This window comes from Marinobacterium halophilum (genome assembly GCF_003014615.1).
Lineage (GTDB): Bacteria > Pseudomonadota > Gammaproteobacteria > Pseudomonadales > Balneatricaceae > Marinobacterium > Marinobacterium halophilum.
Genome location: NZ_PYGI01000001.1, coordinates 38745 through 65457, shown reverse-complemented (window position 1 = coordinate 65457; position 26713 = coordinate 38745). Strand labels below are relative to the sequence as shown.

The window sequence follows — 26713 nt, the reverse complement described above, 5'->3', positions numbered from 1 at the left end:
ACTGCTTTAGCCGTGTAAAAAGCTCAGTATAAATGTAAGCTCAGCAGATCCAAACGATCCAACTGTTCCCGACAGATATGTTTCAGATTGCCCTTGCCAAAATCAGCGTATTAAAAAGACACACTACTATTCTGTGATTCAACACACAAAGAGCCAACATCCAATGCTGTCTTTACCAGGATAATTGACCGGTATCCTTCGCGGAACAGTAACCTAGCGGTCAGGCTTAATGAACAATAATCTAAACGCAACATGCAGGCCTATCAGCAGTAGCAACTGACTACTCACCGGCACGGTTTCAAACCAAAGGACATAAAACAGCACCCCATGCATGACGAATAAGGCATACCAGCAGAGATCCCCTACCTGCCCCCAAGCGACACTCCAGTGCTTTTTAGACGCCAGCAGTCCAAATCCCCAAGCAAAGAACGTCCAAACGGCTGACATAAACAAAAGGAAGGTGAAGCACACATGAGTCGTGCCCGTATACAGATCCAACGTGTTAACTCCTTTTGACAGTAAACAGACAGCGGACGCTACCTGTGGGATCACCTGATTCAGCCCAACTCTACATCACGCTGCAAAAAATATGCTGAAAACAGGCAATATACCAAGTAAGAAGCATCAGCAACACTGATCAGACGGCACAGACCGAAAAAACGGTAAGCGCGGCAACCGTCAATAATTTAAGCACCATCGTAGTCAATAAGCCTATTTAATCGCAACTGTCAGCCGTTACTGGGCGGCTGATTGAATAGATAATGAAAAGAAATCGCCACGGCTATCCCCAGCGTCAGCGTCACAATACCCAGATTAGGTGCCGTGGGGTACACCAATAAGGCCCCCGGAAAAGCGCCGACCAGAAAAGAAAACAGATAGTTATTCAGCCGGAGCAGGGTCAGCAGTTTATACAGCAGCAAACCGTAAGAGCCTGCGATAACAAAACAAACCATGCTGGTATAAAAGGTCATCACGATGACCGCGCGGATCAGGTCGTAGGCATGTTCGCCGTTCTCATCACCCAGCGATTGAAAATCAGCCGAGAGCATCACCAAATACAGCACAGGCGCTATAAGAAAACTGCAGCCGAACACCGCTTTAAACAGACATTCCAGCATGCTTTTGTTTGCCTGAGACTCTTTACCCGTCATAGCGTTTTCCTGTGAAAAGTGCCTTTTTCTCAAGACAACATTGCCAGCTCTGTATCCAGAAAGGATCGCACCGGGTTTCTGCGGGTAATGTTTTCAAAAAAGAGCGCTTGCAGCTCTTCGGCCTCAAGGTGCTGGTCAAATACTTCGACTACCGAAGAGGCCTCCGCTTCGACGCAAACCGATGTTTTACCGGGTTTACCACTTTTAAGCGCCGCAAAGCCCGTGAAGGTGACAACGTGCTCATGGGGGTAAACTGAAGCCCGCACCGGATAGAACAGAGTCCCCTCAAGCTTAACCTTCTGCCCCAGTGAAAAACCGAAATGTTCCGCCATCAGTTTCCAGGCTTCAATCAGGTTCGGGCGAATGACAAAGTTCAGCTCCCGCAGCCAGGTATGCAGCACCTCTAGATCAGGCAGATTATCGTAGCCAGCATTCTGCATATCGAGATAACAGCCGGCAAAATGCGACATCAGCAGATCATACGAGTGCTCAGCCCGCCCCAGCGGCAACATTCTGGATCTGGCCTCGGTAAAACGTGTATTGTCATTCATGGTGATCGTCCTTCGCTTCAGTATCTTGGTACAGGCTCTTTGCTAAGCATGACGTATTATTTCCAAATCAAGAACGCTATAAAAAGAAGAATCATGGAAATAACCGGGTTTACGAGCAGAAAAAGCACTGCGACCAAAACCAGAAACCATTTTATAAAAGACCTCATACCGTACATCCCTTTACCTTATCTGAGACGCACCCCAATGACGGTAACGCTATGCGTGAATCATCAGCCTTGCTGAGACAACAGGCTATCACAGCCGTGACGTATCGCCGCTAAATGCGTTCTAAGCAGATGATTAACGGCGTCTTCTTCCGAGGGCGCTATGTTGTGGCCGTTAGCGGCGCTAATATACAGATCATTTAGGCTGCCCATGCCAGCCATTTTGCTCAATATCCGTGTGGCATCCTGCTTCCCCTGTACGGTGGGCAGCCGCCACTTTTGCTCTTGATACTTAACCAAAAGGCCGTTAAGGGCATTTATTTCGTCATTTAAAGTCATGGCTTGCGGTAAAATCCCAAGGTTAAGGCGTCGGCTTTTCCAGCTTGTGTATCGGGTAAGCCAGCTCTTCAGCAAAGCCTGGATTCCCATATCAACTGACACACTTGGATTTAGACAAGAGAACCTGACTGGCTGTAGGCTGACTCGCTCTCACATAAGCAAGCAGGTGCCACATGGCAAACCTTTGCAGCCAGCTGACTCTCAGCGTCCACCATCATTGCCTGCATCGGTTGCCGCTGCATAAATCCAACACTCTTGACCAGACTGAAGTTTTACTAGCGTACGCACGTAATCATCAACTTCATAGTCATCGGCTTGCGCAAGCTCTACATCCGTAATCTCAAATACCGTACCACTCACCTCATCTGCCACATTGCCAGTGAAACGCAAGATCGGGTGAATCGCTTTGCCACTTTCCCGAAGCACTCGCTCATCGGTAATTTCAATCTCACCCACAATATAGCCTTGCAGCATGTCTTTCTTGCCCAAAAGCTCACGGCCAAAATTGGCAATTTGAACTTCCTTTTGTTGCAGTGTTCCGTATGAGAATAGTGTCGGCATTGTTACTCCTGGTTTTCAGCTTTACTTGGAACACATAACCTTGTTATGTGTACTGGCTTGTATCAACTTTAATCTCCTTAAAATAGCCTGAAGACACGAGTGCTTTTGAAATCTGATTGATTACATTTTCATGATTAGTTTTAGTAATGATAAACAAGCCACCCCAATCATCATTTAATTCGAATATCCCGCTCTCAAATTCGAATTCCCAAACATAATCATCCGTTACAAAGTCTTCCAGTGTAATTCTTGATGGCTTTAGAGCATTTTCCAATATGGGAAAAACAGAAGTAAAATCATCAGATCGGTGATCACCGCTAAATTCGATTAGATCATGATCTGATTCATAACCCGGACGGATAAAGAATAAATTCATATTATTTACATCGTGTAATGCCCGCAACATCGGACAAATTGTAACGCAGCGAAAATTTGTTCCGAGTGCTTGCTCTTGTTATACGTGATCTGCACCATCTAACGGCTATCTCCAAGTCCGGCCATCAGCGGATATTGAATTAGGTAAACTGCCCGCGGAACTCCGTAGCATATTCAGTTGAGCCGCCTAAGAGTGGAACGAACATGGGGCAGAGTAATTGTTCTTCTGCGGTTAACGTCAAGGGGGTGGTAGTTTCAAAAAATCTGCCCCCTTGATTAGCCTCTTGATTCATTTTTTAATTACTGCTTCCATTCAACTAATTTAGGATCGGCTCTACTGGCGAAACAACACCAAATCTTTCCAATTGAAGAAATTTTGAACCAAAAACTTCCGAAGGTATTTTCCTTTGGAGTAGCCCAAAGAAATTTTCATCATGTGTCGATATTATGAGCTGTTTGTCAAACTGCAAACATATGCTACGTAAAAGGTCTATCATTGAAAGGACGTTAATCGAATCCATTGATTGGATTGGGTCATCGATCAGAATAACATTAATAGAATTTCCTTCATCATCTGTCGCGTGGAGCGCATTCGCTAGGAATACACTCAAGCTTAGAATATTCGTTTGGGCAGCACTGAAATAGAGAATTGGGGATATCATTCCACCGGCGCCATCACTTACCAAAATATTTAAAGTTGGCTTTTCTGTCTCAAAGCTAACTTTGAACTCTACTTTTTTGAATGTAGGATGTGGGTCTATCTTCTTGTAAATAGAGTTGATAAGGTCTTCGAAGAAAAATTTATTAATTATCAATTCTAGCTTTTCTATTATGACCGTCCTTTCTGCAACTAAAACCTCGTCAACTTTATTTCTCTGCTCTAGCTGCCGCTCTAAGGCATCCAGTTCTATCTGAGTAGATATATGTTTTATGTAAGGCGTAAATGAAGTCATTAATGCTAAGAGCAGCTCAACACCATTTAGCAATTTTCCTAGCTCATGAGCACGAACCTGGCATTCGTCGATCTTAGCTGTTACTTTCACTTTTACTTGCTCTAATGTTTCCTCAGAGTTAGTGTTCACGATGTTGGATAAACTATTATAAAACGCATTAATAACTGATTGAGTATTGGTGAGGGCTACATCTAAGGATTCTTTTTCTTTTCTCAACAGTGAAAAGTCCACCCATGTACCATCAACTATCATCGTTTGTTTTAAATCATGGCGCTGACTAACCAGAGATTCACATGAATTTCTATATCCTTGCAAAACTGCTTCAAGTTCATTTTTTTTAATTTTGCAGTGCTTGTTTATATCTTGAGAAGAAATAGAATTTTCATTTAGATATGTCAATACTGTGACATAAACATGAGCACTACTTTTAGTCTCCATTTCAGACTCTAGCGCACCGTACTCAACGCGCTTGGCTGTAAGCGACTCAGTAGCCACTTGAATTTGAGAAGTTAAGTTTGCTTGTTGCTGGATAAGATTAGGCCGCTTTAAGGATAACTGGCTAAGCTCGGCTTCGACTCTAGTTACAAGCTCTTGACTTGAAAGTCCCCAAACAGAGCTCTCTAGTTCAGAATTTCTTTCATTTAAGTCTTTGCACTTTCCTGCAAAAGTATTTATATCCTGATCAGCTTTAGCAAGTTTAGCTCCAATTTCATATAGATTACTGCGAAGGCCGGTGAGTTGTTGAGCCTGTGACTCTACTGCTTGCTGAGTAATTTTTTGAATTTCATCTCTAAGTTCCTTCTGACGAGCTGAAGACTGTGAGATCTTTCTAGAGTTTTCTTGACTCAGCTCAGACAGCAAATTTTGGCTCTGAACTTTATCTATAAGCTCTCCAGGAGATTGATGAGAAGCTGTACATAAAGGGCAAATATGTGAGGATTCAACACTAAGATAATCCAAGCCTATGGAAATCAACCTTTCATGCAATTCCATTTGTTCTGTTAAAGCTTTCTGAGTAGAATGCAAAGTCTGCGTATGTACTTCGAGAAGATCTAGATCAGCGTGACATTTTGCTAGCTGTTCTATTTTTTCTTTTTCGAAAGTCATGGCTCCCATATTTCCAGCTAATAACAAACTAGATGTAACCTTTAAAGCAGATAATTCTTTCAATTCACTACTAATTTTTTCTCGCTGGGTACTACCTGCTTGGATCTCATTTTTTTTATCAGTTATTTGCTGATTTAATTCGTTGAACCGCTTCCGATTGTTCGATAGCTCGGCATAAATTGGACCAGAGCTATCCAACGAACTTCTTAGAAAGGAAGCTCTGTCGTCATCAATCTTAAGCTTGTAGTTTAACTCTTTTAAGTTTTCCTGAAAGCCGGCTAATTTAGCATTTAGTTTGGAGTACTCTTCCGTGAGATCATTTTTAGTTTTAGTTATCTCTTTAAGACGGAAATCTGTTTTTAAAAAAAACTCCGCACTTTCAGCTATTTCAATCAGATGACTTAGGCGCAGATTCGCCTGTTTCTGATCCTCTACACATTTTTCGTATGAGTCTAATAACCCTTTATATTTTTCAGCGTCAATAACACCTTTCAAAAGCCGAGAAAGCTTAGTTTTTTGCTCTACTTCATATCTCACATGAAGCTCTATTTCGGGCATTTTGTTTAAACGTTCTGACAATGCTTCAAGAATTTCACTATTAGCATGGATTGATGTATTCAATTCATGCCGTCGTGACACAAGGTTAGCATTAAGTTTATGAACGCTCTGAGATGAAATATTTTCATCAGGTAATACAATACTCTCACCCAACGAGTTAAGTTCAGTCGCAACCGAATTGAACTGCTCAAACATCGAAAGATCAATTGGTTCCTTCAATTCCTCAAGCAGAGATTCACGTTTTTTAGCAAGGTCACTTAGCTCCGACTTGTTATCATTTATAAGTGCGGACAGTTCCTTGCGAGCAGTCTCAATATCGCTACCAAAGCTTTCCATGAACTTCGAGTAGCGCTCCTGTGGCTTTGCTTCTCGAAGGAACCTATCAATTTCGTCTTGGCTAAGAATGACACGCCGAAAGTAATCATTTTCTCGTTTTTTATAATCCCCTATCCGAATGTCGATCTGATTCCTACGGGGCTTCGGAAGCTTACGTTCAAAGGTACTCTTACCCTTGGTGGACACTACAACTGTGGTGTCTACTCTTTCGTCTGCGTACTTGTTGCGTAGAATTTTTAGCCCTTCATTCGGACTCTTAGTCGACTTAGCTGCGCTTTGATTGTTTGATTTATTGTATTCTCCACCAAGCCTTTCTAAATGATTGGTAACAGCCCACTCTACTGCATCGTAAAAAGAACTTTTCCCAAAGCCATTTGGAGCATAAAGTGCAACAAAATTAGCAGGCTCTTCTCCATCATGTGTAAAATCAAAAGTTCCATCTGACTTTGATTGGTAGGCTCGAAATGCCTCGATCTCAACTTTTTTAATTTTCATTACTGTTCAAACTTTGAATTATTTTATCGAGCATCAATGCTCGTTTTTCTCTAGACTCAGTTTTAGAATCTAAAGGAGCGCCACGATAGTAGTTTTCTAGATACGATACACCTTCCTCTAGCTGGCATGATCGACTTTCGAGTGTTAGATCTGAACCCAATAACTGTTTATCTAGCTCAGTAATTAACTCTCCAATATTTGGTATTTCTTGAAAATCATCCAATACTATTTTACGCGCAGAAAACTTATTATTTTCGATTTCATATTTTTCCCATACAGGAATTTTTTCAACAGAAGCAAATGCCAAATACATGTTCCAAGCATCAAAGCCACCTGAATGTTGATAATAAACAGCCACCATATTCTGGATAGATCGCCAATTATCTACGATGTCACATGCCGTTTCACATACACATACAATACAAGATATAAAAGAAAGACGATCATCAGAACGAAGCATATGAAACTTTATGTTTTCATATTGTCCAGATAAAAATTCTAGGTCAATTCCTTTAATTAATAATTTCACTTAGCTTTTCTCTCAGTAAATCCGATTGCAACTTACCTGCTTGTAAGCTTGGATATTCATCTTCAATATCTACTACGCACTTATTGCGAAGACCTTCTAAGTGGGTCAATTTAAAGCTTTTAAAGATCGCGCTTTCAGATGAATCAATAACAGGGAATGGCCCTTTATTTGGAACAACAGAAATGTTGCTTATAACCTTTTCTAGTCGAAATGTTTGCGGCAATACTCTTGCTGCTGGTTCAGGAGAAGCAACTATCAAAGTCCCATCTTTATCTAAAAGCCTACGAGCAGTTTTAAGTAAGTCTTCCAAGTGACCGATCCAATTAGTACCATCGCTTGTATATATTAACCGACGTTTCCGCTCTAAACCTTTCAGATAACTATCATCTGCACTCCCTGATTGGTCAATCAATACACTAATCACTAAGAACTCCAAATATGCCACCCACAATTCATAGGTTTTAAGATCCCCAAGCTTTGTAGGATCGACTAAAAGTTCTGAGTGATATTGCTCCATTACTTTATAAGGTGGAAGCAAGCCATTTTCGATTAAATAATCGGCTGCGTTTTTAAGTTCCAGTTTAAGATTAGATACGTTATTTGGTTCAACAACATTAAACGAGAATATCCTGTCCCGCATATTTGAAAAACACTCCAAATAGGCGGGGATCATTGGTGCGCTTGAATTCGCTATAATTAATTCCTCGAACCTTGCAAGACTGTGGCATTGAACACGTCCATACTGTTGCTCACGACCAGTTCCATCCATTTGAAACTCAACACCGATGAGTAAAGCTTTCTCACCTTGAACATTATAAACACCACCACCAGACATGCCTCTAATCGTTGTTGTTCCAGGTCCACCATCAAGAGACATAATAACAAGTTCATTAGCCACACTAATCTTATGCCCTATATATTCTTTAATAGGATCCGAGGAATCTCTCTCTGTTTCGGGGAACCCAACAAGAGTAAGAGGGGAACGGTAAATTAAGTCTGAAGCAGTAAGACTGCTTTGTGCCACTCGTTCCTGATAATCAACTTTTAAAATTGCAAAATCATAACGCTCTAATTTTGAGTCTATCCACTCTGGAGGGATGTGCACAGATAAAACGCCAAGTGGAGTCTCTTGGTAATCAAGGACAACGATATCATCCCGTTTTTCAAAAATTACATGAGCAGCAGTCAGTACATAAGAATAATCTCGTGTCATTGCGTTTACTAGTACGCCACTACCACCATTCACTTTAACGCAGTATGACTGCATGATTTCAGAGACTGTCATGTTAGAGACGGATATCCTCATCCAACGTTTCTAGACGAGAGGCATAGCTCTCAACTTCATGATCTAATAGCAACGGCTTAATTACTTCACTGTAATTGAAGAAAATCTGACCATCAGTTTCCTTAATAATTCTTGCGATTGTTCTCTTGTTTGGAAGACCATGTCTCGTACCATTGGTCGAAATTACGTAACGAGATGACTTGAGTATAGAAAGAAACTCAGAACTGGTATTGTATTGGCTGCCGTGATGTGAAACCTTAACAAGGTCAAGGTTAAGCTTATTTGTCTCACTAAAGCCTAGTTCTTTGAGATTTTCCACTACGATTTGGTCATGAGCGTCTCCAAGAAAGAGCATTTTTGTATTATCGACTTCCAACAAAAATGCGATTGAACTGCCATTGTAAACGGATGAATCTGACTCAAATTCGTCTGCTGCCCAAATTTCTTCTAGAGAAAGCTGGTAATCATTATCATGAGCTGCTGTAGCACCTGCCTCAACTTCAGAAGGCCATTTATGCAATAACCGCTCTAGCTGATTTCGCTCGGGAGACAATACTGTCAATGTGAACGGACCAACAGTATAGTATTTCCCAGCCATTATGAGAGGAGCTCGGTTACAACCAATTTCATCAAGTAGTGTTTCAAGCTCTTTTCCCTGACGTACACTTGTTTGAGCAGAATCGTCGGTCAGTAGAATATTATTTTCCGGAATCTCAGGGGCATCAAAATATTGTGTAATCAAACGGGATGAGTTAAACCAAATAGATTTGACGAGTTCACATAGGTAACCAGGTGTTTCAAAAGCTTTTATCAAGCCATGAATATGGTCGTCATCAATATGAGTCAGCACCGCAAGATCGACGTACTGCCCTTTACTTTTGATATCATCTAGTGCTTGGCAAAGTGCTCCGTTATAACGCTGCCTCAGCCCATGTCTAAAAGTCGCTGATGTCCCCCCGTCAATTAAAATATTGACAGTACCAGAAGCACCCTCATGACTGACTAAAATGCAATCTCCATGATTTGCTTCAAGGACTCTTACGGTAATTCCCATAAATACTCCTTAAATTTAGCCGCAACACCGATCAAGGTATGTCAGAGTAGTTGATTTATCAATAGAACCATTTTCAACAACTCTGCCCCCTTAATTTTCGTATAACATCTATGGACGCCCCGTTTTGTGCAAGTAAAACATTTCGTGACATAAAGGTATTGCAGCCATCTATCCGGATTTTTAAGAGGTATTAACCTCTATCCCTGATGAATTCCGCTGACTGGATGCTAATCATTTTAACGTTCTCTGTACGAACGATGTTAGTCGCAGCTTTATCCAGTCTCGGCTCTACCTGTCTGTCATCAGCAAGTTCTGCCCACGCAAACCTCAGCGCGTTCCTGTCATTGGTTTATTCAGCAGCCGGTTCTATGTACCGCTGCCATTTATTCAATAATGCCCATGCTATACGTGCCAGCTTGTTTGCCATTGCTACCAACTAGCAGTATATGATGGGCACCTATTTCATTATTTTAATACTACGCATGTGGATTTTTGCTCAAGCAAAGAGGCATTGAAAGGCGACTAACTAACTGTATATATTGAAGAAGTGATGAGTCACTGCCATTTTCCTCCGCTGAAAACTAAGCATGTGCGTAATGCAGGGTTGTGAGCAGTATCTCGCAGCACTATGTCCTTAATGCTTCGATACTGCCCCATTTCAGTCGCTTATTCCAGTCGCAAATAGGCGTAGGGCTGTAGGAGTTAGAAAGGCGGGCATTTTCACCCAGGGTCAAAAACGTTTATTCCCGCACCATAATCCTGAGTGCCACACCGGCGGCGGCGGTGCGGTTTTCGACGCCCAGCGCCGGGTAGACCTGCTCCAGGTGTTTGTTGACGGTGCGTGGGCTCATGCCAAGAATCTCGCCGATATCCTTGTTGGTTTTACCATTGGCGATCCAGTACAGCACTTCAGCGGCACGGGCGGTCAGGTCGAGTTGTGCCTGCAGTAACGCGGGGCCGGTGCCCCGCTGTTCGTCTACCAGTTTGAACAGGTAATCGCCGTTGCTCTGGTGGCTGAGCAAGCGGACCGACAGTGCATATTCCAGCCCTTTAAGCGCCACTTGGTCATTCACCGCCGGTTTGCGGCGCAGCCAATCGGCCAGCTGCGGCTGTAGTGACTGGGTAATCCAGAGTTCGTCGGCATTGGCCCGCGCCAGCAAGGCGTGGGTTTGGGGCGTGGCCCACTGCAACAGGCCTTCCGGCGCTACGGTCAGCAGGTGCTGGCCGGTGGTGTCCAGCGCAGAATGCGCGCTCTGGGTCAGGCGGGCATTGTTCAGATGCACCCGCATTCGCGCCAGCAACTCATCCGGGCGGATCGGTTTGGTCAGGTAATCGACTCCACCCACATCAAGGCCACGGACGACATTCTCCGTTTCGGTCAGGCCGGTCATGAAAATGACCGGTATGGCACAGAGCGCGGGGTCTTGCTTGAACGCTTCACAGGTCGCAAAACCATCCATGTGCGGCATCACCGCATCCAGCAGGATGATATCGGGCGGCATACGGGCGGCAATGCTCAGCGCCTGGCGGCCTTCCAGCGCCACCAATACGTCCATGCCGGCTGCTTCCAGCACATCGTTGATCAGGCTGAGAGCATCCGGGGAGTCATCCACCACCAGCACCAAATCCCGTTTTATCGCGTCCTGTTTCATGTCTGCCTCTCCAGATATTCGGCCAACTGACTGAATTGCATGCCGTCCGTTAATGCTTGCAGGTGTGCCATTACCTCGCCCGTCACCACTTCGGCCTGCTCCAGCCGCTGCATCACGTCACACACGCCGCGCCGGTAGCCGATCTCGGCACAGCCTTTGAGCTCGCGCAGCAAGGGGTGGGCCGGCAAGGGATCACGGGGGGCATTGGCGTCGGTGACCACCGCGACCGGCGCGGCAATGACGGCGTCCGTGGGGGCTGAACGTGGCGGCTGGCGTTCCCAGTCCAGATTCAAATAGTGCCCCACCCGTTCCACCAGCAGGTGATTGCTGATCGGTTTGACCAGATATTCGTCATATATGGCCTCGCCCACCGGCTGACGGCGCTGTTCCTGTACATCGGCCGAGAGCATGAGGATCGGTGCCCGATGCCCGCTGCGGCGAAGCTCGCCCGCCAGCGTCAAACCGTCCATGCCCGGCATGGAGATATCGAGCAGGAACAGGTCAGGCTGCGTTTGGGCGACCAGCTCAAGGCAAGCCTGCGCATCGCGGGCTTCCAGAATACGAAACCCCAGCGGCATCAACAGATCCGACAACAGGCCCCGCAGTACAGGATCATCATCCACAATGCAGATTTGGCGTTCGTTACCGGCATAGCCGATGATCGGCTGCTGCACGTCGGTACGCACCTGTGCCCCGTCTGCCCAGGGCAGCATCAACGACACGCGGAACCGGCTGCCCTGCCCCGGTGTACTTTCCACCTGCAGGTCGCCGCCCATGATTTCGGTCAGCAGCTTGACGATGGTCAGCCCCAATCCGGTCCCCGGCAGGTTGGGCGTATCGGCGGTACGCACCCGTTCAAAGGGGTCGAAAATCCGTTCCAGATCCGCCGTGTTGATCCCGATGCCGGTGTCTTCAATGCAGAATTCCGCCACCTGATTACGGTAGCGGATACGGAAATGCACCTCGCCTTCAAGCGTGTACTTCACCGCGTTGGAGAGCAGGTTGATGAGGATCTGGCGCAGGCGTTTTTCATCGGTCATCACCACGGCAGGCAGGCGCTCCGGCAGTTCGCATATGAATTTGACCCGCTTCTGTGCCGCCTGAAAACTGAACATCTGCTCAAGTTGAGTGATCAACTCCGGCAATGCCACGGCCCCTCGGCATAACTCCAGCCGCCCGGCTTCGATGCGGGAGATGTCCAATAACCCTTCGATCAAGTCGGCCAGATATTCACCGCTGCGATGAATGATTTTCAGCCCTTCATGGTCGCTGCGCTCCAGGCTGTCACGCCCCTGCATCAACTGGGCGTAGCCGATGATCGACTGCAGCGGCGTACGCAGTTCATGGCTGATGCCCGACATATAACGACTCTTGGCCTCACTGGCGCGCTCGGCCAGCTCCTTGGCGGCCTGTAGCGCACGGTCGGTTTCCTTGTGTGCTTCGATTTCCTGCAGCAGTTTTCGCGTCTGCCGGTTGGACTCCTGCTGCGCCACCACTCGGCTTTCATGCGCCAGCAGAAACAGCCAGGCCATCACACCCGACACGATCAACAACACAAAAAACAGCGCCCAGAGGGTCTGGCCCAACAAGGCACTGCCCTCTGCCGTGCCGGGATGCATATGGCGGTAAACCACGGCCAGCAGACCGGCGAGCAGCAGATTGATGCTCAGCAACAGGCCGACAAAGCGACCCAGTCTGGAGTTGATGCGGTTGACCAGTGACTGCGGGAAAAACAGCCGCAGGAAGTCCACCACCTGTTGGGAAAAGCGTGCATGGGGTTTGCAGCTATCGAGACAGCGGGCATCCAGCGAACAGCACAGCGAGCAGATCGGCAAATCATAGGCGGGGCAGTAACTCAGATCCTCGGTTTCAAATCGGTTTTCACAGACCCCACAACGCTGCTGATCATGCGCTGAATCGACCTCCAGCAAGGTCAGTTCACCGGTCGGCCGCGCCAGGTAGAAGCGCCCGCCCGTCAGCCAGGCCAGTAGCGGCATCATCACGAAGCAGCAGCCCAGGCTGATGAAGTGGCTCAGGGTTTGTGCTTCGTCACCGAGCACGCCCAGATAGGCCAGCATCCCGACCAGCACCGCCATCATCATCGAGCCGACACCCACCGGATTAACGTCATACAGGTGGGCACGTTTGAACTCGATCCCCGGCGGACTCAGCCCCAACGGTTTGTTGATCAGCAACTCGGCGGACAGCGAGCCCAGCCAGCTCACCGCAACAATGGCAAACACCCCGAGAATGGCTTCCAGTGCCTCATAGATGCCCAGCTCCATCAAGATCAGCGCGATGGTGACGTTGAACACCAGCCACACCACCCGCCCCGGATGGCTGTGGGTCAGCCGGGAGAAGAAGTTGGACCAGGCGATGGAACCGGCATAGGCGTTGGTGACGTTGATCTTCATCTGCGAGACGATCACCATCACCCCGGCCAGCAGCAGCGCCAGCCCGTCGGAATGGGTCAGATACCCGAACACGCGCTGGTACATCAGTGTCGGGTCGGTGGCCACCGCAAACCCGGCACCTTCCGACAGAGCGATATAGGCCAGAAACGAGCCCAGCAGCATTTTGATCATGCCGATGAACACCCAGCCCGGCCCCGCCAGCACCAGCCAGAACCACCAGCGGCGGCGGTTTTCAGTGGTTTTTTCCGGCATGAAACGCAGGTAATCCACCTGCTCACCAATCTGGGCCACCATGGCGAAGAACACCGAGGCCGCCGCCCCGAACAGCATCAGGTTGAACTGCCCGCCCCCGTCCAGACCTTCAGGTACAAAGCCGGTCCAGTGCTCATACTGGGCGGACTCATGGACGATAACGACCGCCAACGCGCTCACCTGCAACAGCAACCACAGTGGCTGCGTGCCCAGCTGAAAGCGGCTGATCGCCTTGATCCCGTGCGTTACGATCGGGATCACCGCCAGCGCACTGAGCAGGTACCCCAACGCCAGTGGAATCCCGAACAGGGCACGCAGGGCCGCCGCCAGAATGGCCGCTTCTATGGCAAAAAAGATGAAGGTAAAGCTGGCGTAGACCAGTGAGGTAATGGTGGAGCCGAGATAGCCAAAACCGGCCCCACGGGTCAGCAGGTCGATATCCAGGCCATTGCGGGCGGCGTGATAGACAATCGGAAAGCCGGTGATGAACAGCAGGGTACACACCACCAGCATCGCAATCAGGGTATTGGTGAAGCCGTAGGTCAGGGTGACGGCGGCGGCGATGCTCTCAAGCGCCAGAAAGGCCGTAGCGCCCAGTGCCGTCATCGCCACACGCTCGATGCTCATCGTGCGTCCGCTACGCGCAGTAAACCGCAAGGCGTAGTCTTCCAGGGTCTGGTCGGCTACCCACTTGTTATATCGTCGACGTACTTTGTAGATTCGCTGGGAAGCACCCATGGCCACTATTCCTGCTGGGCACGCGCACCAAAATTGTGCGTGCGTACACGACCCCGAGGATCATGCACTACCAGAGTGCCGCCCGCAGGAAAAATGACCCTGTGCGGGTCTTCAGCAGGTAACTTGCAGGAACTGTGCCAGCCGTCAGCTCAGGCGTGACGTGCAGACACAGTGTCAGAGAATACGATGGGGCGGTGCGCGGTCACATGCACACGGACCGGTTCCCCTTCCGGGTAGCGGCATAAGCCCTGTTCCAGTACTTCCACTTCACGGCCACTGCTCAGGCGGATGCGGTACAGGGTCAGGCTGCCCTGAAACTCAGAGCCGAGAATCTCCCCCTGCATGCCGCCTTCGTGGCTGAGGTACAGATCGCCCGGACGCAGAAACAGCTGTACCTTGCCACCGGCTTCAACCCCCAGCGGCTCGGCAAAATCCAGCAGACCCAGTTCGGTGTCCACCGCCATCTCTTCGGTGACACAACCGTTGAACAGCTCGCCCTTGCCGACAAACGCCGCCACTTCAGGGGTGGCCGGATGGTAATAGAGCTCTTCCGGTGCGCCCCACTGCTGTACTCGACCGGCTGACAGAATGCCGATCTTGTCACTGATGGTGAAGGCTTCCTGCTGGTCGTGAGTCACCATGATGGCGGCAATGCCACGCTGCTTGAGGATGTCGCGGACTTCCTGTGACAGCTGGCGACGCAGGTCGGTATCCAGATTGGAAAACGGCTCGTCCATCAGCAGCAAACGCGGATCAGGGGCCAGCGCACGTGCCAGAGCGACACGCTGCTGCTGCCCGCCGGAGAGTTCGTGCGGGTAACGGTCACTGAGGTCCGGCAGCTCGACCAGATCAAGCACATCCTGAATGCGCTTGCGCTTGTCCGCCCGGCTCAGGTTGCCAAGGCCAAAGGCGATGTTGTCGGCAATGCTCAGGTGCGGAAACAGCGCGTAATCCTGAAACACCATCCCCATGCCGCGTTTTTCCGGCGGCACGACCTGTTCATGGCTGCTGATGATCTGCTCGCCAAGGCGAATCGTGCCCGCCAGCGGCGCAATGAAACCGGCAATCGCGCGCAGGACCGTGGTCTTGCCACACCCGCTGGGGCCCAGCAGACAGGCGATTTCGCCCTGCTCTATCGAGAGCGCAACGTCATCGAGTACCAGCTGCGACTGATACGCACATTTGAGACCTTCAATACTGAGCAAAGCGGCCATGCTGTCCTCGGGATGGAAGAAAATCGGGGGTCATATGATAATTGAAAACCATTCTCAAATCATCCAAGCGTGTCGAGAAAACGTTCCCAATCAAAGGCTGGGCCGGGGTCGGTCTTGCGGCCGGGGGCAATATCGCTGTGGCCGGTAATCCGTTCACGGCTCAGCTGCGGATAGGTCTGCAGCAGGGCATGGGTGACGGCACTCAACGCTGCATATTGCGCATCGGTGTAGGCGATATCATCCGCGCCTTCCAGCTCGATGCCGATGGAGAAGTCGTTACAGGCTTCACGCCCTTCAAAACAGGACTGTCCCGCATGCCAGGCCCGCCGATCAAAGGGTACAAACTGAATCATCGCGCCAGTACGCTCAATCAACAGGTGCGCCGACACTTCCAGTGCCGCAATGCGGGCAAAGTACGGATGCGCTGTCGCGTCGAGCCGGTTGGTAAAAAGAGCTTCGATATGGCCGCCGCCGAACTGGCCCGGTGGCAAACTGATATTGTGAATCACCAACAGGGAGACTTCGCCTGCGGGACGATCATTGCAGTTGGGCGAAGGAATGAACTGGGCGGCAGTGACACGATGGTCAACAATGGCGAGCGGTTTCGGGTCCAATACGTGTACTCTTTAATAGACGTTCCACGACAGCATACTCAGGCTGTCCAATTTCCGTTAAAATGCGCGCTCCATAGTACATCATAGGGACAGGCCCGCCACCATGCTGACACTGACCGAGCTTACACCGATCATTGAACAGAATGTCCGTACCGCGCTGCTGGAGGATGTCGGCAACGGTGATATCACCGCCGAATTGATTCCGGCCAGCGACTTGGCCAAAGCACGGGTCATCTCACGCCAGGACGCTGTTATCTGCGGCCGCGCCTGGGTCGACGAAGTTTTTCGCCAGGTGGACCCCAGTGTTCAGGTGCACTGGCTGGTTGCAGACGGTGACCGCGTTGAACGCGATCAGGTATTGTTCCGCCTTGAAGGCTCGGCACGCTCATTGCTGACCGGCGAACGTGCCGCCCTGAACTTCCTGCAGACCCTGTCCGGCACGGCTACCGTCAGCCATGACTACGCTCAGCGTGTCGCCGCTACCGGCGTCAAGCTGCTCGACACCCGCAAGACCATTCCCGGTCTGCGCATGGCACAGAAATATGCAGTCAGCTGTGGCGGTTGCTTCAACCACCGTATCGGCCTCTATGATGCGTTCCTGATCAAGGAAAATCACATCATGGCCTGTGGCGGCATTGAGCAGGCGATCACAACCGCACGCACCAATCATCCGGGCAAACCGGTCGAGATTGAGGTGGAAACCGAAGAACAGCTGGAACGCGCACTGGTAGCGGGTGCTGATATCGTCATGCTGGACAACTTCAGTCCAGAGCGCATGGTTGCGGCCGTCGCCCAGACCGCAGGACGCGCCAAGCTGGAAGCCTCAGGCAATATCACCGATGCAACGCTGGTTGATTATGCGCGTACGGGAGTGGATTACATCTCCATCGGCGCGCTGACCAAACACTGTCAGGCGGTGGATCTGTCGATGCGGATTATTGAAGAGTAAGACGACCATCCACTAATATTAAAAAGCTGTGAGGGCCGATAAAGTCGGCACCTCCAGTGGATAAAATTAGAATTTTATCTGCCAGCACAAACTTGGCAGTGGTCTCAAAATAATTGCAGACAATAAGTACGCCATGCATAAAAAGGTATTGATTAACGGCGACAGGAACTGAGCACTTTACCTAAGCCCTCAGCGCCATAGGACGAATAGTTATCCGAAGAAGCGGTTAAATATCGCGGCTGTTTTAACGGTCAGTAGCGAACCCACCAATTCTTTTATCTTGTTTTCGGCATCAATAAACTTACCCATATTCGCACCGCCATGAGTAGAGTCGTAAAGGGCCTGACCTTGTAACATACCGTCCTTGTGGATCTGAATCTCGGCAAAAGACATATAGAGCGCCATGTCCCAACTCCAGCGGGCTGTATAACTGGCTGTCCAACGACAATCAGCTGGCATGGCATCGAGATTGACTACCTGATACCGTACACCTTTTTCTGTCAATGCAGACTTCATCGAGTTCAAGAAGCCCTCACGTACGTCTGTATTCTCTATCACACAGAGAGTAGTTCCGCGATCAATTTCAGCCGTATCCACATGCTGTTTAATTGAGCAGCCTGAAACAGCTGCCGCCAGTAGAATAACAGTGCAAGTTTTTTTCAACATTTTTATGCCTATTTTTAACAAAAAGGTTAGTAATATTTTCTTCGCGTATCTTTCCACTTCGACTATGTTCTTATACAGTCAAAAGTAGTAATTCCAGTAGTGAATTATTTATATCCCTATTTTTTATCCTGATCACTTAGCGCCAATGTTTAAAAATCAAAGAGGTATTGACACCACCAAACGCAAAGTTATTACTCATGACGTATTCAGTGTCGATACGTCGACCTTCATGCATTAGATAATCCAAATCGGCACAATTGGGATCTACATTTTCTAAATTGATCGTAGGTGAAAACCAGCCTTCATTCATCATTTCAATTGCGGTCCATGCCTCCAAAGCACCGCAGGCACCAAGGGTATGCCCGGTATAGCTTTTCAGTGAGCTAATAGGGGTCGAAGCGCCAAATACAGCATGAGTGGCCTGGCTTTCGGCAATGTCACCACGATCAGTGGCGGTGCCGTGGGCACTGATATAACCAATTTCAGCGGGTGACACCTGAGCATTATCCAACGCCTGACGGATAGCGACTTCCATGGTTGCGGCACTTGGTTGGGTCACATGACTGCCGTCGGAGTTTGTACCAAAACCGACGATTTCGGCGTGAATTCTGGCACCACGAGCACGGGCATGCTCCAGCTCTTCTAATATCAGCACACCTCCACCCTCTCCGATAACCAGGCCATCCCGGTCTCGATCAAAAGGACGAGGTGACAAGTGCGGCATGTCATTCATTACACTGGTGGCATAAAGAGTATCGAATACGGCCGCCTCGGTGGCGCACAAACCTTCACTGCCGCCAGCGACCATCACATCTTGAGTACCGAATTTGATCGCTTCATAGGCATAGCCTATGCCCTGGCTACCCGATGTACAGGCGCTTGAAGTAGTAATTACGCGACCGCGAATACCGAAACGTACACTGATGTTCACAGGTCCAGTGTGCGCCATCATTTTGATGTAAGAGTTGGCATTGAGTCCATCTGAGGAGCAGTTCATCAGCATGTTGCCAAAGTCCACGAAGGCATTGGTATCACCCGCCGATGAACCAAATGAAATGCCAACACGCCCATTACCTAGTTGTTCCCAGTCCAGCAGGTTTGCATCATCAAGTGCCCGCTCCGCCGCATACACACCAAACTGGGCAACCCGCCCCATGCTGCGCAGCGCCTTACGGTTGTAATACGAGGGCATTTTGAAATTAGAAACCGGCGCCGCCAATCGGGTATTTAACCCCTCATAGCGGTCCCAGTCATGCATTCTAACAATACCACTGCGGCCAGCTGCCAGATTTTCTTTGATGGTCGACCAGTCATTACCGATTGGAGAAAAGCCGGCCATTCCGGTTACAACAACCCGTTTCATCAGTACATTCCACCATTCACTGATATTACCTGGCGCGTTATGTACCCCGCCTCTTCCGACATAAGGAAACTGACCGTACCGGCTATTTCATTGACACTGCCGACTCTCTGCATGGGTATCATTTTCAGCGCCTCTTCCATAGGCAGGTGCTCGGTCATTTCGGTTTCAATTAGTCCCGGAGCGACACAGTTTACAGTTATCTTGCGCTTGGCCAGCTCAACTGCCAACGCCTTGGTTGCACCGATAATACCAGCCTTTGCTGCACTGTAATTAACCTGTCCACGATTACCCATTTCACCAGACACCGATGAAAGTGTGACAATGCGACCCGGTTTTCTACGCCGAATCATGGGCATGACCAACGGGTGCAATACATTATAAAACCCGTCCAGGTTAGTCCTGAGTACCATATCCCAGTCCTCTTCAGGCATGGCCGGAAAAGCATTATCACGAGCAATACCGGCATTGCATACCACACCGTAGTAAGCACCATGAGCATCTACGTCCTGCTCCAATACCTGGCGACACTCTTCTCGGTCAGCAATATCAAACTGTAGAATGCGTGCACTGCGGCCCAACGCTTCAACTTCGTCAGCTACCGCTTGCACAGCGTTCAGGCCTGAGCGGCAATGCAAAACGAGATCATAACCGTCTTGTGCCAGGCGCAGCGCGATCCCTCTACCGATGCCCCTGCTGGAACCGGTTACTAAAACTGTTGCTGTCATTGTTTGGCATCCCGTAGAAACATCTCGGCATCTTCCGGCTGATATATATTGAGGCTGGCTGTCGCTGTATATCCATTTCCCATCAGCTCGCAATCAAAAGCACAAAGGCCGTTCTCTGCCTGCATATTTTTAATAACCTTAAGATGGACACGCTCTCCCTGTGCAAAATGAGGCACGGGAATACTGTACCTGCGTGTTCCCAGCAGGAAGCCCACCCGGGGTACCCCTCCGTTGTGTCGTTCCTGTAGTCCTGCATAGGCTCCGATCGCTTGTGCCATATACTCCAGCCCTACCCAAGCGGGTACACCTTGCTCATCCGCGAACATGGAGGCAGGCGTGATATCGACCGCCGCCGATAACCAGTCTTCGCCATAACCCGTAATTTCCGACAGTAAACTCATCTGTCCGGAATGGGGCACCAATTCATCGACACTGAATTCAGGTTTCATGTGCTTCGTCTCAAAATCACGGAGATATTGTTGCCACCAAAAGCAAAAGAATTGCTTAAGGCATATTCGAAATCAGCAATTTCAGACTGCCGAACAGCAAGGTTCAGGGGTGGCAAGCCCGGATCCGGCTGCCCATCCCAGGCATGGCCAGGGATAAATCGCTCCCCCAGCGCAAGGGCACAAATCGCGACTTCAATTGCTCCTGCGGCCCCCAGCGTGTGGCCGGTAAAGGGCTTGGTTGAACTACAGGGCACAGTGCGGCCAAATACCTCGGCAACGGCTCGCGCTTCCATCTGATCATTCAGCGCCGTAGCCGTGCCGTGCAGGTTTATATAGCCAACCGCTTCTGGCGCAATGCCAGCATCCGCCAAGGCGGCCTGCATGCAGCGCATTGCCCCGGCACCGCTGGGGTCAGGTGCTGAGATATGGTGTGCATCAGAGCTTTCGCCAATACCGGCAAGTTCCTGTGGCCCCTCTTCACGACTGAGCAGAAACAAACCGGCACCCTCACCAATGTTGATGCCGTTACGATTAACACTAAACGGATTGCAGGGCTGCTGGCTGACCGCTTCCAGCGATGAAAAACCCTGTACGGTCAAGTAACAGAGCGTATCTACACCACCAGCAATCACTGCATCGCAGACCCCTGCTCGCAGCAGCCTTCGTGCCGAAGCAAGGGCCTTGGCTCCGGACGAGCAGGCGGTGGAGATCCCAAACACTGGCCCGCTCAACTGAAGCTCAGCGGCCACAAAGGCCGCTGTCGCTCCCATTTCCTGTAAACGGTAGTCATATTCTTTCGGTATGGCACCGGTTGCGGCACGCTGTTTCAAAAAGGCTTCACTGTCACTGATACCCGAAGTCGAGGTACCGATTACAACTCCGATACGGTGGGCACCAAAGCGTCGCCTGACATCTTCAGCCGCGCCTCTTATCTGGTTCAAGGCTAACAAGGCCATGCGATTATTACGGCTGTGCCAATACGGTTCCGGCAGTGTCACTTCTGGCAAGGCTCCGGAATAGAGGCCCAATGGCATGCAGACTCCCGGACTGAACTGATCCGTTACCGCCAATCGGGCCTTACCCGCTTTCAAACGGTCGGATGCCGCCTGGCAACTGCTCCCCATGGCACTTACCATTGACTGGGCATTTAAATAGCACCGGGTCACTGTTCCAGGTCCTTTTGTTCAAGTGTCTTGATGGTTACTTGATACTCACCCGGGTAGTTTTTCACTCGCGTGGTACCCGCCTCCTGAACGATATCCAGAAAGTGCGCGTCATAATGCCACAACTGACGCCGATTCGCCTCTAGACGAAGGGTCCAGCCCAGCTCTGGCGGGTAATATTGGCGCACTGACGCTTCCGGCCAGAAAGCAAACTGTATCGTGGCCAGAATCGCCTCGCCCGGTAGTTCCACCGGAACGGCAACGCTTTGATGTAGCTGTTTACCGTCATATTCCAGTGCTATCAATTGTTGGCCGGTTGGCATTAATGCCACCAACCGGGCCTGTGTGGCATCGAACCGGCTAACGATCAGAAACTGGAAACGCTCACCCCGTGCCTGCATGGTTACTTTCTGCTTCAAGAGCATCGGTGCCGGACCGTCAACCGGTGGTAGCAATGCCAGCATTGGGGGCACCTCGGGAGCGGGACGAAAAAGCGAGCAACCTGACAGCAAACAGAACACCACCGGCAACAGGTAACGCATCAAAGACGACATAGTTCGGCCAGCGTGCTCAGTCGCGCAGGCTCGCGGACATAGGGGTTACGCGTATCCCAGGCATAACCGGCTAAAATAGAGCTGATCATTCCCTTCACAGACTCATTTTTGCTGCCAGCGAAAATTACATCCTGCAACCGGCCGTCATACCAGCCTTCCACGAACACCCTGAACGTATCGATACCGGTTTTCAGTGGGGCCGCGTATTCGAGTTCCCAGTCAGGCTCAAGTCCCTGTAGTTGACGGTGTACGGTGGCAGCAGCCAGAGTCGCTGATTTAAGCGCTATGGTGACACCGGATGAAAACACTGGATCTAGAAATTCTCCGGCGTTACCCAGCAGTGCAAAACGTTCACCGTAGAGGCTTTTCACATCACAGGAGTATCCACCCAATGTCCGTACAGGAGTATCGAACACTGCGTTGGCCAAAACTTCGCTCAGCATCCCGCCTTCACTAATATAACGCTGTAGGGTTGCCTTCTGCTCTTGGCTGGCTTCATCAAACAGCTCCCGCGGCAGCACTACACCCACCGACGCACGACCATCGCTGAACGGGATTAGCCAATACCATATTTCTGGATTTTCGGGGTGCACTGTGATCAGGATTTTATTGCGATCAAAACGACTATCCCGGATGTTATCCTCAATATGAGTAAACAAGGCAATACGTGTGCCCAGTTGGGATGCTTTTTCCAGATTCATTAGTCGCGGCAGCACGCGTCCGAAACCACTTCCATCGAGCAAAAAATCTGCTGTCACATGGTAGACGGATCCCTCTTCGGATTTCACCTCCACGGTGATCCCGCCCTCACACTGATCGACTGCTGTCACCGTTTGGCCGTAACGAATTACGACTCCACGCTGTTCAGCCACATCGGCAAGCGTCTTGTCAAAGCGACTACGCTGCACCTGGAAGGTGGTACCCCATCCATCGGAAAACTTCTGCCGGAAGTCAAAGTAGTCATATTCATGACCTCGACAGAAGGCGGCACCATTTTTGTGCTGAAAGCCGGATTCAATCACGGCCTGTAACATACCAGCCTGTTCCAGAAATTCCATGCTTTGGGGCAAAAGGCTCTCGCCAATGGAAAAGCGGGGGAAATGCTGTTGCTCCAGAATCAGCACTCGGTAGCCATGGTTCGCCAATGATGTCGCTGCGACAGAGCCGGAGGGGCCAGCACCAATCACAATTACATCATAACGTCCCTGTAACTCTGCCATTCGTTGTTTCTCCTGTAGAGGGGTTGCGCATAAGGGTTGCCAGCAGCCAGGTCAGCAATAAACCGGGCAGGATAATGACACCAAAATGATAAAGTACTGGGGTTTGGCTCAAAGCCAGCAACCCAAAGGCAAGCAAACTGCTCAGCGCCGACAGACTGACCGCCAGCCAGGTATGATCGCTGTCACCGGTTTCGTTGAGGAAAATGCCCATATCCAGACCCACTCCCAAAACCAGCATCAATGCGATCAGGTTAAACAGGTTATAGCCGTCGGTTAACAGCTGGAAGCCAGCAAAGGTCATCAAGGAAGCTAACAAAGGCGGCAATAGAATACGCCAACAACGCTGTCGGTAGCGCAGCACTAGCATCAGCACCACACAGCCATAGGCCAGCAGTAGCCAGCTTGTTATTTCAGCTCGATAACGTGCCAACAGGTCACTCATGTCGCTCACCCTGTCGACAAAGTATACAGCTGGCTCCTGCTCAGCCAGGTTTATCAATGACTGTTTTAACGACTGGCTGACATCCCCCTGCAACTGGATCACGGTCGCCACATCGGCACCATCACTAATAATGTGTTGCGACCATGCCTTGCTCAGCAGCAGCTGTTGCCACTCTCTGGGTGTTAACACCGTACCGGCGGCCTGTTGCATATTTTCCAGAGCGGTGGCCCTCTGCTGCGGGGATAATTTCAGCAGATTGGCCATACGTGGCCATTGGGACGCATAAAGCGCTCGAACCCGCTGTGCGCTTTGCATCTGGCGCTGCTGTGAGGGCAACACTTGGGACAGTGCCTTGAATCCCTGCAAGGATGCTTCATCCCGGAGGCGCATCAGGGATGACTGTATGCGCTCCTCGGTTTGCAATACCTGCTCGAAATTTTTCCCCGTCACCAATAGAAAGGCTGCACTGCTACCATTCCCAAGCAGGGACTGTACTCTTCGATCTTCCTGCAACAGGGCGTGTGGTGATGTTTGCAACAGAGTCACATCGTCACGGGCCTCACCCTGCCAAATAACGACAATACTCCCCAAGCTCAGTACCAGCAGCAAACCAGCCAGCCAAGACGACTGACTGATACGAGGACAGGAACTGCGCCAACGGTTAAGCCAAACCGCTGCTGGTAGCTGACCTGTAGCATTTTTACAACTCAGCACCGGCAGCCAGAACAGCACAGTCAGCCATGCCGCAATGAGTCCTACCGCACAAAACACTGCCATCTGGCGAAGTCCCGGAAAAGGTGCCAGCGCCAGCCCCGCATATGCCAGTACGCTGGAAATCAGGCCCAGCAGCAGCCCGGCGAACAGCTTGCGGATGATCCTGTCCAACGGCAACACACGAGCCTCACATAGAAAGTGCAGAGCATAATCAACGGCCACACCTACGAGGCCCGCGCCGAAGGCCACCGTAATCATATGCACACGGCCAAACAACAGCTGAGTTGCTGCCACGGCCATTAATGCACCCGTCGCGACCGGCAGCAGCACCAGTACCAGCGGCAGAGGGCTTCTGAAAACGAATGTAATCAGCAGAATGATACCCAACAACGAACCCAGCCCGATGGTAGACATTTCGGTACGGGCCTGCTCGGCACCCGCTGCTGCGTGCAGCAGGAGCCCTGAGCGATGCAGGCTGATTCCCTGCTGCGCCAGTTCCAACATCAACGGCTCAAGCACGGCATTAACTGTATGCTGTACTGAAAGGCTGAACGGGTCTTCCAGCAGTTGCAGGCTGAGCAGATATGCTGGCTGCTCTGAGGCTTTTAGACGCAGCAGCCCTGAGTCAAAATACACAGGCACGTCTGACTGCAACGAAAGCATCAGGTCAGTATAGAGGCCAAACGGATCTTGCAGCGGGTCACTCCCAAAGCCAGAAATCGGATTAAGCAGTCGCTGAAGTGCCAATTGGTACTGCAAGCTACCGTTGCCAGTAGACAGTCGCGTCCGGGTTTCCTGGCTCAACAGAGTGAAACGGTACGGATAAAGTTCATCCACTGCAGTTTCTGAATCAGGAGCCTGCCAGGTCAGGCGGGTTTGTGTGTCAAGCGCCTTCAAGCGATCAACCGCCAACTGTACGCCTGTCCGCGCCAGCAGCTCGTCCTCAGCCGAAATCACCAGCAGCAACTTGTCAGCATAAGCCGCCGCCTGCTGCTCGGTTGCTCGTTTAATCAAGGGCTGCTGCTCACTGGCCGGAAGTAGCGCCATCAAACTGGTATCGATGACAGCCCCTTGGCGCAGGGCGGTAAAGCCGAGTGTCAGCACAACCAGCAGCCATACCCATGCAGCTACTTTTCTGCCTGAACGGGACGAAATCATTGCTGCAAATCGTAGAACCGGATACGGGTCCAGTCCCCTCCTTCTTCGTACAACACCACCTGCCTGAGGTAGTGGTCACCCTGTAACTCAACTCTGGACACAACCCGCTGAACACGAACCTCCCGAGGCACCAGAATCGCCTGCCAATCCGACCCGTTGACGTGGGTCTCGGCCCTGAAATGCTCATCCAGCCTGTCCCAGCGAGCCGTCATAACCCCAAAAAAGATCTCGCTAAACAGCGCGACAACCGGGTTACTGCGGGTTTCCAGCCGCGTTAGTAATGCGCCATCCTGTTCACTTGTAATTTGATCTGGTGTCAGCCGCAGCAGGTTTTCGATCGGTGCCAGGGTATGCCAGTTGATTTCGATATCCTGTTGATAGGAAAAACGACCTGACGAGCCGATGTCGGTCTCAAGAGCGGCCAAATATTTGCTCTGCTCAAAACGACCATTAAGGGAGGTCGGTGCTTCCATCAGTGCTTCCACTGCTCGATAGCCCGGTTCGGCCAGAGCTGGAGGCACTAGCAGGACGGCCAGCCACAACGCAAAAAAATACCTCATGGTTCCAACCCCAGTTTTTGCAGCAGGACTGCAGGTGAAGCGTAAAGCATTTCACCCGATTCTATCGCCACAGCCACTTGCACCGTGTAGGCCTTTGTCAGTCGCTTTCCGCTCACGGCATCTTTGATCATATAGTCGATCTTCAGGCGGTGTTCCCACTCGGTCAGGCTCGCTTCCACCCGGATTTTTTGCTGAAAATGCAGAGGTTGTGCGTAGCGAATACGCATATCAATCACTGGCCAGGCATAACCGGATGCCTCCATTTGCGGCACGTTATAGTCAATCTGTTCAAGCAATGCACAGCGCGCAATTTCAAGGTACTTCGCATAGTGCCCATGCCAGGCGATACGCATGATATCCACATCGTGAAAGGGAATATCAAGTTCGACTGCAGTTTTAACCATGTGT

25 protein-coding genes are annotated in these 26713 nt (G+C 50.3%); 1 reads left to right on the top strand and 24 read right to left on the bottom strand.

What is annotated here, in order from left to right:
• Nucleotides 1-213: 213 nt before the first annotated feature.
• The 14 genes from CLV44_RS00315 to ampD all read right to left on the bottom strand — a co-directional run bounded on the left by CLV44_RS00315 (nt 214) and on the right by ampD (nt 16342).
• Nucleotides 214-498, bottom strand: coding sequence for a hypothetical protein (locus CLV44_RS00315; RefSeq protein ID WP_106590109.1), 285 nt, complete (start codon nt 496-498; stop codon nt 214-216).
• A gap of 230 nt (nt 499-728) precedes the next feature.
• The gene (locus CLV44_RS00310) at nt 729-1151 is read right to left on the bottom strand and encodes a hypothetical protein (RefSeq protein ID WP_106590108.1); all 423 of its coding nucleotides are present in this window, start codon (nt 1149-1151) and stop codon (nt 729-731) included.
• 29 nt (nt 1152-1180) lie between these two features.
• Nucleotides 1181-1702, bottom strand: a complete 522-nt coding sequence (locus CLV44_RS00305) for a hypothetical protein (RefSeq protein ID WP_106590107.1) — start codon at nt 1700-1702, stop codon at nt 1181-1183.
• 230 nt (nt 1703-1932) lie between these two features.
• A complete protein-coding gene (locus CLV44_RS17765) occupies nt 1933-2205 on the bottom strand; it encodes a DUF6966 domain-containing protein (protein ID WP_483869512.1) in 273 nt (90 codons plus the stop codon).
• A 201-nt stretch (nt 2206-2406) separates the two neighbouring features.
• The gene (locus CLV44_RS00295; protein WP_106590105.1) at nt 2407-2766 is read right to left on the bottom strand and encodes a gamma-glutamylcyclotransferase family protein; all 360 of its coding nucleotides are present in this window, start codon (nt 2764-2766) and stop codon (nt 2407-2409) included.
• Between the two features lie 43 nt (nt 2767-2809).
• Nucleotides 2810-3142: a hypothetical protein gene (locus CLV44_RS00290; RefSeq protein WP_106590104.1), complete on the bottom strand. Its 333-nt coding sequence runs from the start codon at nt 3140-3142 to the stop codon at nt 2810-2812.
• A gap of 316 nt (nt 3143-3458) precedes the next feature.
• Nucleotides 3459-6590: an AAA family ATPase gene (locus CLV44_RS00285; RefSeq protein WP_106590103.1), complete on the bottom strand. Its 3132-nt coding sequence runs from the start codon at nt 6588-6590 to the stop codon at nt 3459-3461.
• The gene (locus CLV44_RS00280) at nt 6580-7119 is read right to left on the bottom strand and encodes an ABC-three component system middle component 1 (protein WP_106590102.1); all 540 of its coding nucleotides are present in this window, start codon (nt 7117-7119) and stop codon (nt 6580-6582) included. Before CLV44_RS00280 ends, CLV44_RS00285 begins: the two co-directional genes overlap by 11 nt.
• Complete coding sequence (locus CLV44_RS00275) at nt 7103-8404, bottom strand: ABC-three component system protein (protein ID WP_211298034.1); 1302 nt, start codon at nt 8402-8404, stop codon at nt 7103-7105. Before CLV44_RS00275 ends, CLV44_RS00280 begins: the two co-directional genes overlap by 17 nt.
• Nucleotide 8405: 1 nt before the next feature.
• The gene (locus tag CLV44_RS00270; protein WP_106590100.1) at nt 8406-9458 is read right to left on the bottom strand and encodes a ComEC/Rec2 family competence protein; all 1053 of its coding nucleotides are present in this window, start codon (nt 9456-9458) and stop codon (nt 8406-8408) included.
• A gap of 740 nt (nt 9459-10198) precedes the next feature.
• Nucleotides 10199-11110: a response regulator gene (locus CLV44_RS00265; RefSeq protein WP_106590099.1), complete on the bottom strand. Its 912-nt coding sequence runs from the start codon at nt 11108-11110 to the stop codon at nt 10199-10201.
• Entirely contained in the window at nt 11107-14514 is a 3408-nt protein-coding gene (locus CLV44_RS00260; protein WP_106590098.1) for a hybrid sensor histidine kinase/response regulator, read from the bottom strand. Before CLV44_RS00260 ends, CLV44_RS00265 begins: the two co-directional genes overlap by 4 nt.
• Before the next feature lie 149 nt (nt 14515-14663).
• Nucleotides 14664-15728, bottom strand: coding sequence for an ABC transporter ATP-binding protein (locus tag CLV44_RS00255; protein ID WP_106590097.1), 1065 nt, complete (start codon nt 15726-15728; stop codon nt 14664-14666).
• Nucleotides 15729-15787: 59 nt separating this feature from the next.
• Nucleotides 15788-16342 carry a 1,6-anhydro-N-acetylmuramyl-L-alanine amidase AmpD gene (gene ampD / locus CLV44_RS00250; RefSeq protein WP_106590096.1) on the bottom strand — a complete coding sequence of 185 codons (555 nt, stop codon included), beginning with the start codon at nt 16340-16342 and terminating at the stop codon, nt 15788-15790.
• Nucleotides 16343-16445: 103 nt separating this feature from the next.
• Here ampD and nadC point away from each other — a divergent pair, with 103 nt between their 5' ends.
• Nucleotides 16446-17291: a carboxylating nicotinate-nucleotide diphosphorylase gene (gene nadC, locus CLV44_RS00245; protein WP_106590095.1), complete on the top strand. Its 846-nt coding sequence runs from the start codon at nt 16446-16448 to the stop codon at nt 17289-17291.
• 210 nt (nt 17292-17501) lie between these two features.
• On the opposite strand, the gene CLV44_RS00240 is transcribed toward nadC, so the two are convergent.
• The 10 genes from CLV44_RS00240 to CLV44_RS00195 form a co-directional block, all read right to left on the bottom strand.
• Entirely contained in the window at nt 17502-17957 is a 456-nt protein-coding gene (locus CLV44_RS00240) for an Sbal_3080 family lipoprotein (RefSeq protein WP_106590302.1), read from the bottom strand.
• 136 nt (nt 17958-18093) lie between these two features.
• Nucleotides 18094-19320 carry a beta-ketoacyl-ACP synthase gene (locus CLV44_RS00235; protein ID WP_106590094.1) on the bottom strand — a complete coding sequence of 409 codons (1227 nt, stop codon included), beginning with the start codon at nt 19318-19320 and terminating at the stop codon, nt 18094-18096.
• On the bottom strand, nt 19320-20045 hold the full coding sequence (locus CLV44_RS00230) for a 3-ketoacyl-ACP reductase FabG2 (protein ID WP_106590093.1): 726 nt from the start codon (nt 20043-20045) through the stop codon (nt 19320-19322). The genes CLV44_RS00235 and CLV44_RS00230 overlap by 1 nt, the downstream gene beginning before the upstream one ends.
• The gene (locus CLV44_RS00225; protein WP_106590092.1) at nt 20042-20494 is read right to left on the bottom strand and encodes a hotdog family protein; all 453 of its coding nucleotides are present in this window, start codon (nt 20492-20494) and stop codon (nt 20042-20044) included. Before CLV44_RS00225 ends, CLV44_RS00230 begins: the two co-directional genes overlap by 4 nt.
• Nucleotides 20491-21660: a beta-ketoacyl-[acyl-carrier-protein] synthase family protein gene (locus tag CLV44_RS00220; RefSeq protein ID WP_106590091.1), complete on the bottom strand. Its 1170-nt coding sequence runs from the start codon at nt 21658-21660 to the stop codon at nt 20491-20493. Before CLV44_RS00220 ends, CLV44_RS00225 begins: the two co-directional genes overlap by 4 nt.
• On the bottom strand, nt 21657-22211 hold the full coding sequence (locus CLV44_RS00215; protein WP_106590090.1) for a DUF3261 domain-containing protein: 555 nt from the start codon (nt 22209-22211) through the stop codon (nt 21657-21659). Before CLV44_RS00215 ends, CLV44_RS00220 begins: the two co-directional genes overlap by 4 nt.
• Nucleotides 22199-23431 (bottom strand): NAD(P)/FAD-dependent oxidoreductase, encoded by a 1233-nt coding sequence (locus CLV44_RS00210; protein ID WP_106590089.1) that lies wholly within the window; start codon nt 23429-23431, stop codon nt 22199-22201. Before CLV44_RS00210 ends, CLV44_RS00215 begins: the two co-directional genes overlap by 13 nt.
• Nucleotides 23406-25745, bottom strand: a complete 2340-nt coding sequence (locus CLV44_RS00205) for an MMPL family transporter (protein WP_106590088.1) — start codon at nt 25743-25745, stop codon at nt 23406-23408. Before CLV44_RS00205 ends, CLV44_RS00210 begins: the two co-directional genes overlap by 26 nt.
• Nucleotides 25742-26305, bottom strand: a complete 564-nt coding sequence (locus CLV44_RS00200) for an outer membrane lipoprotein carrier protein LolA (protein WP_106590087.1) — start codon at nt 26303-26305, stop codon at nt 25742-25744. The genes CLV44_RS00205 and CLV44_RS00200 overlap by 4 nt, the downstream gene beginning before the upstream one ends.
• Nucleotides 26302-26709, bottom strand: a complete 408-nt coding sequence (locus tag CLV44_RS00195; protein ID WP_106590086.1) for an acyl-CoA thioesterase — start codon at nt 26707-26709, stop codon at nt 26302-26304. The genes CLV44_RS00200 and CLV44_RS00195 overlap by 4 nt, the downstream gene beginning before the upstream one ends.
• Nucleotides 26710-26713: the final 4 nt, after the last annotated feature.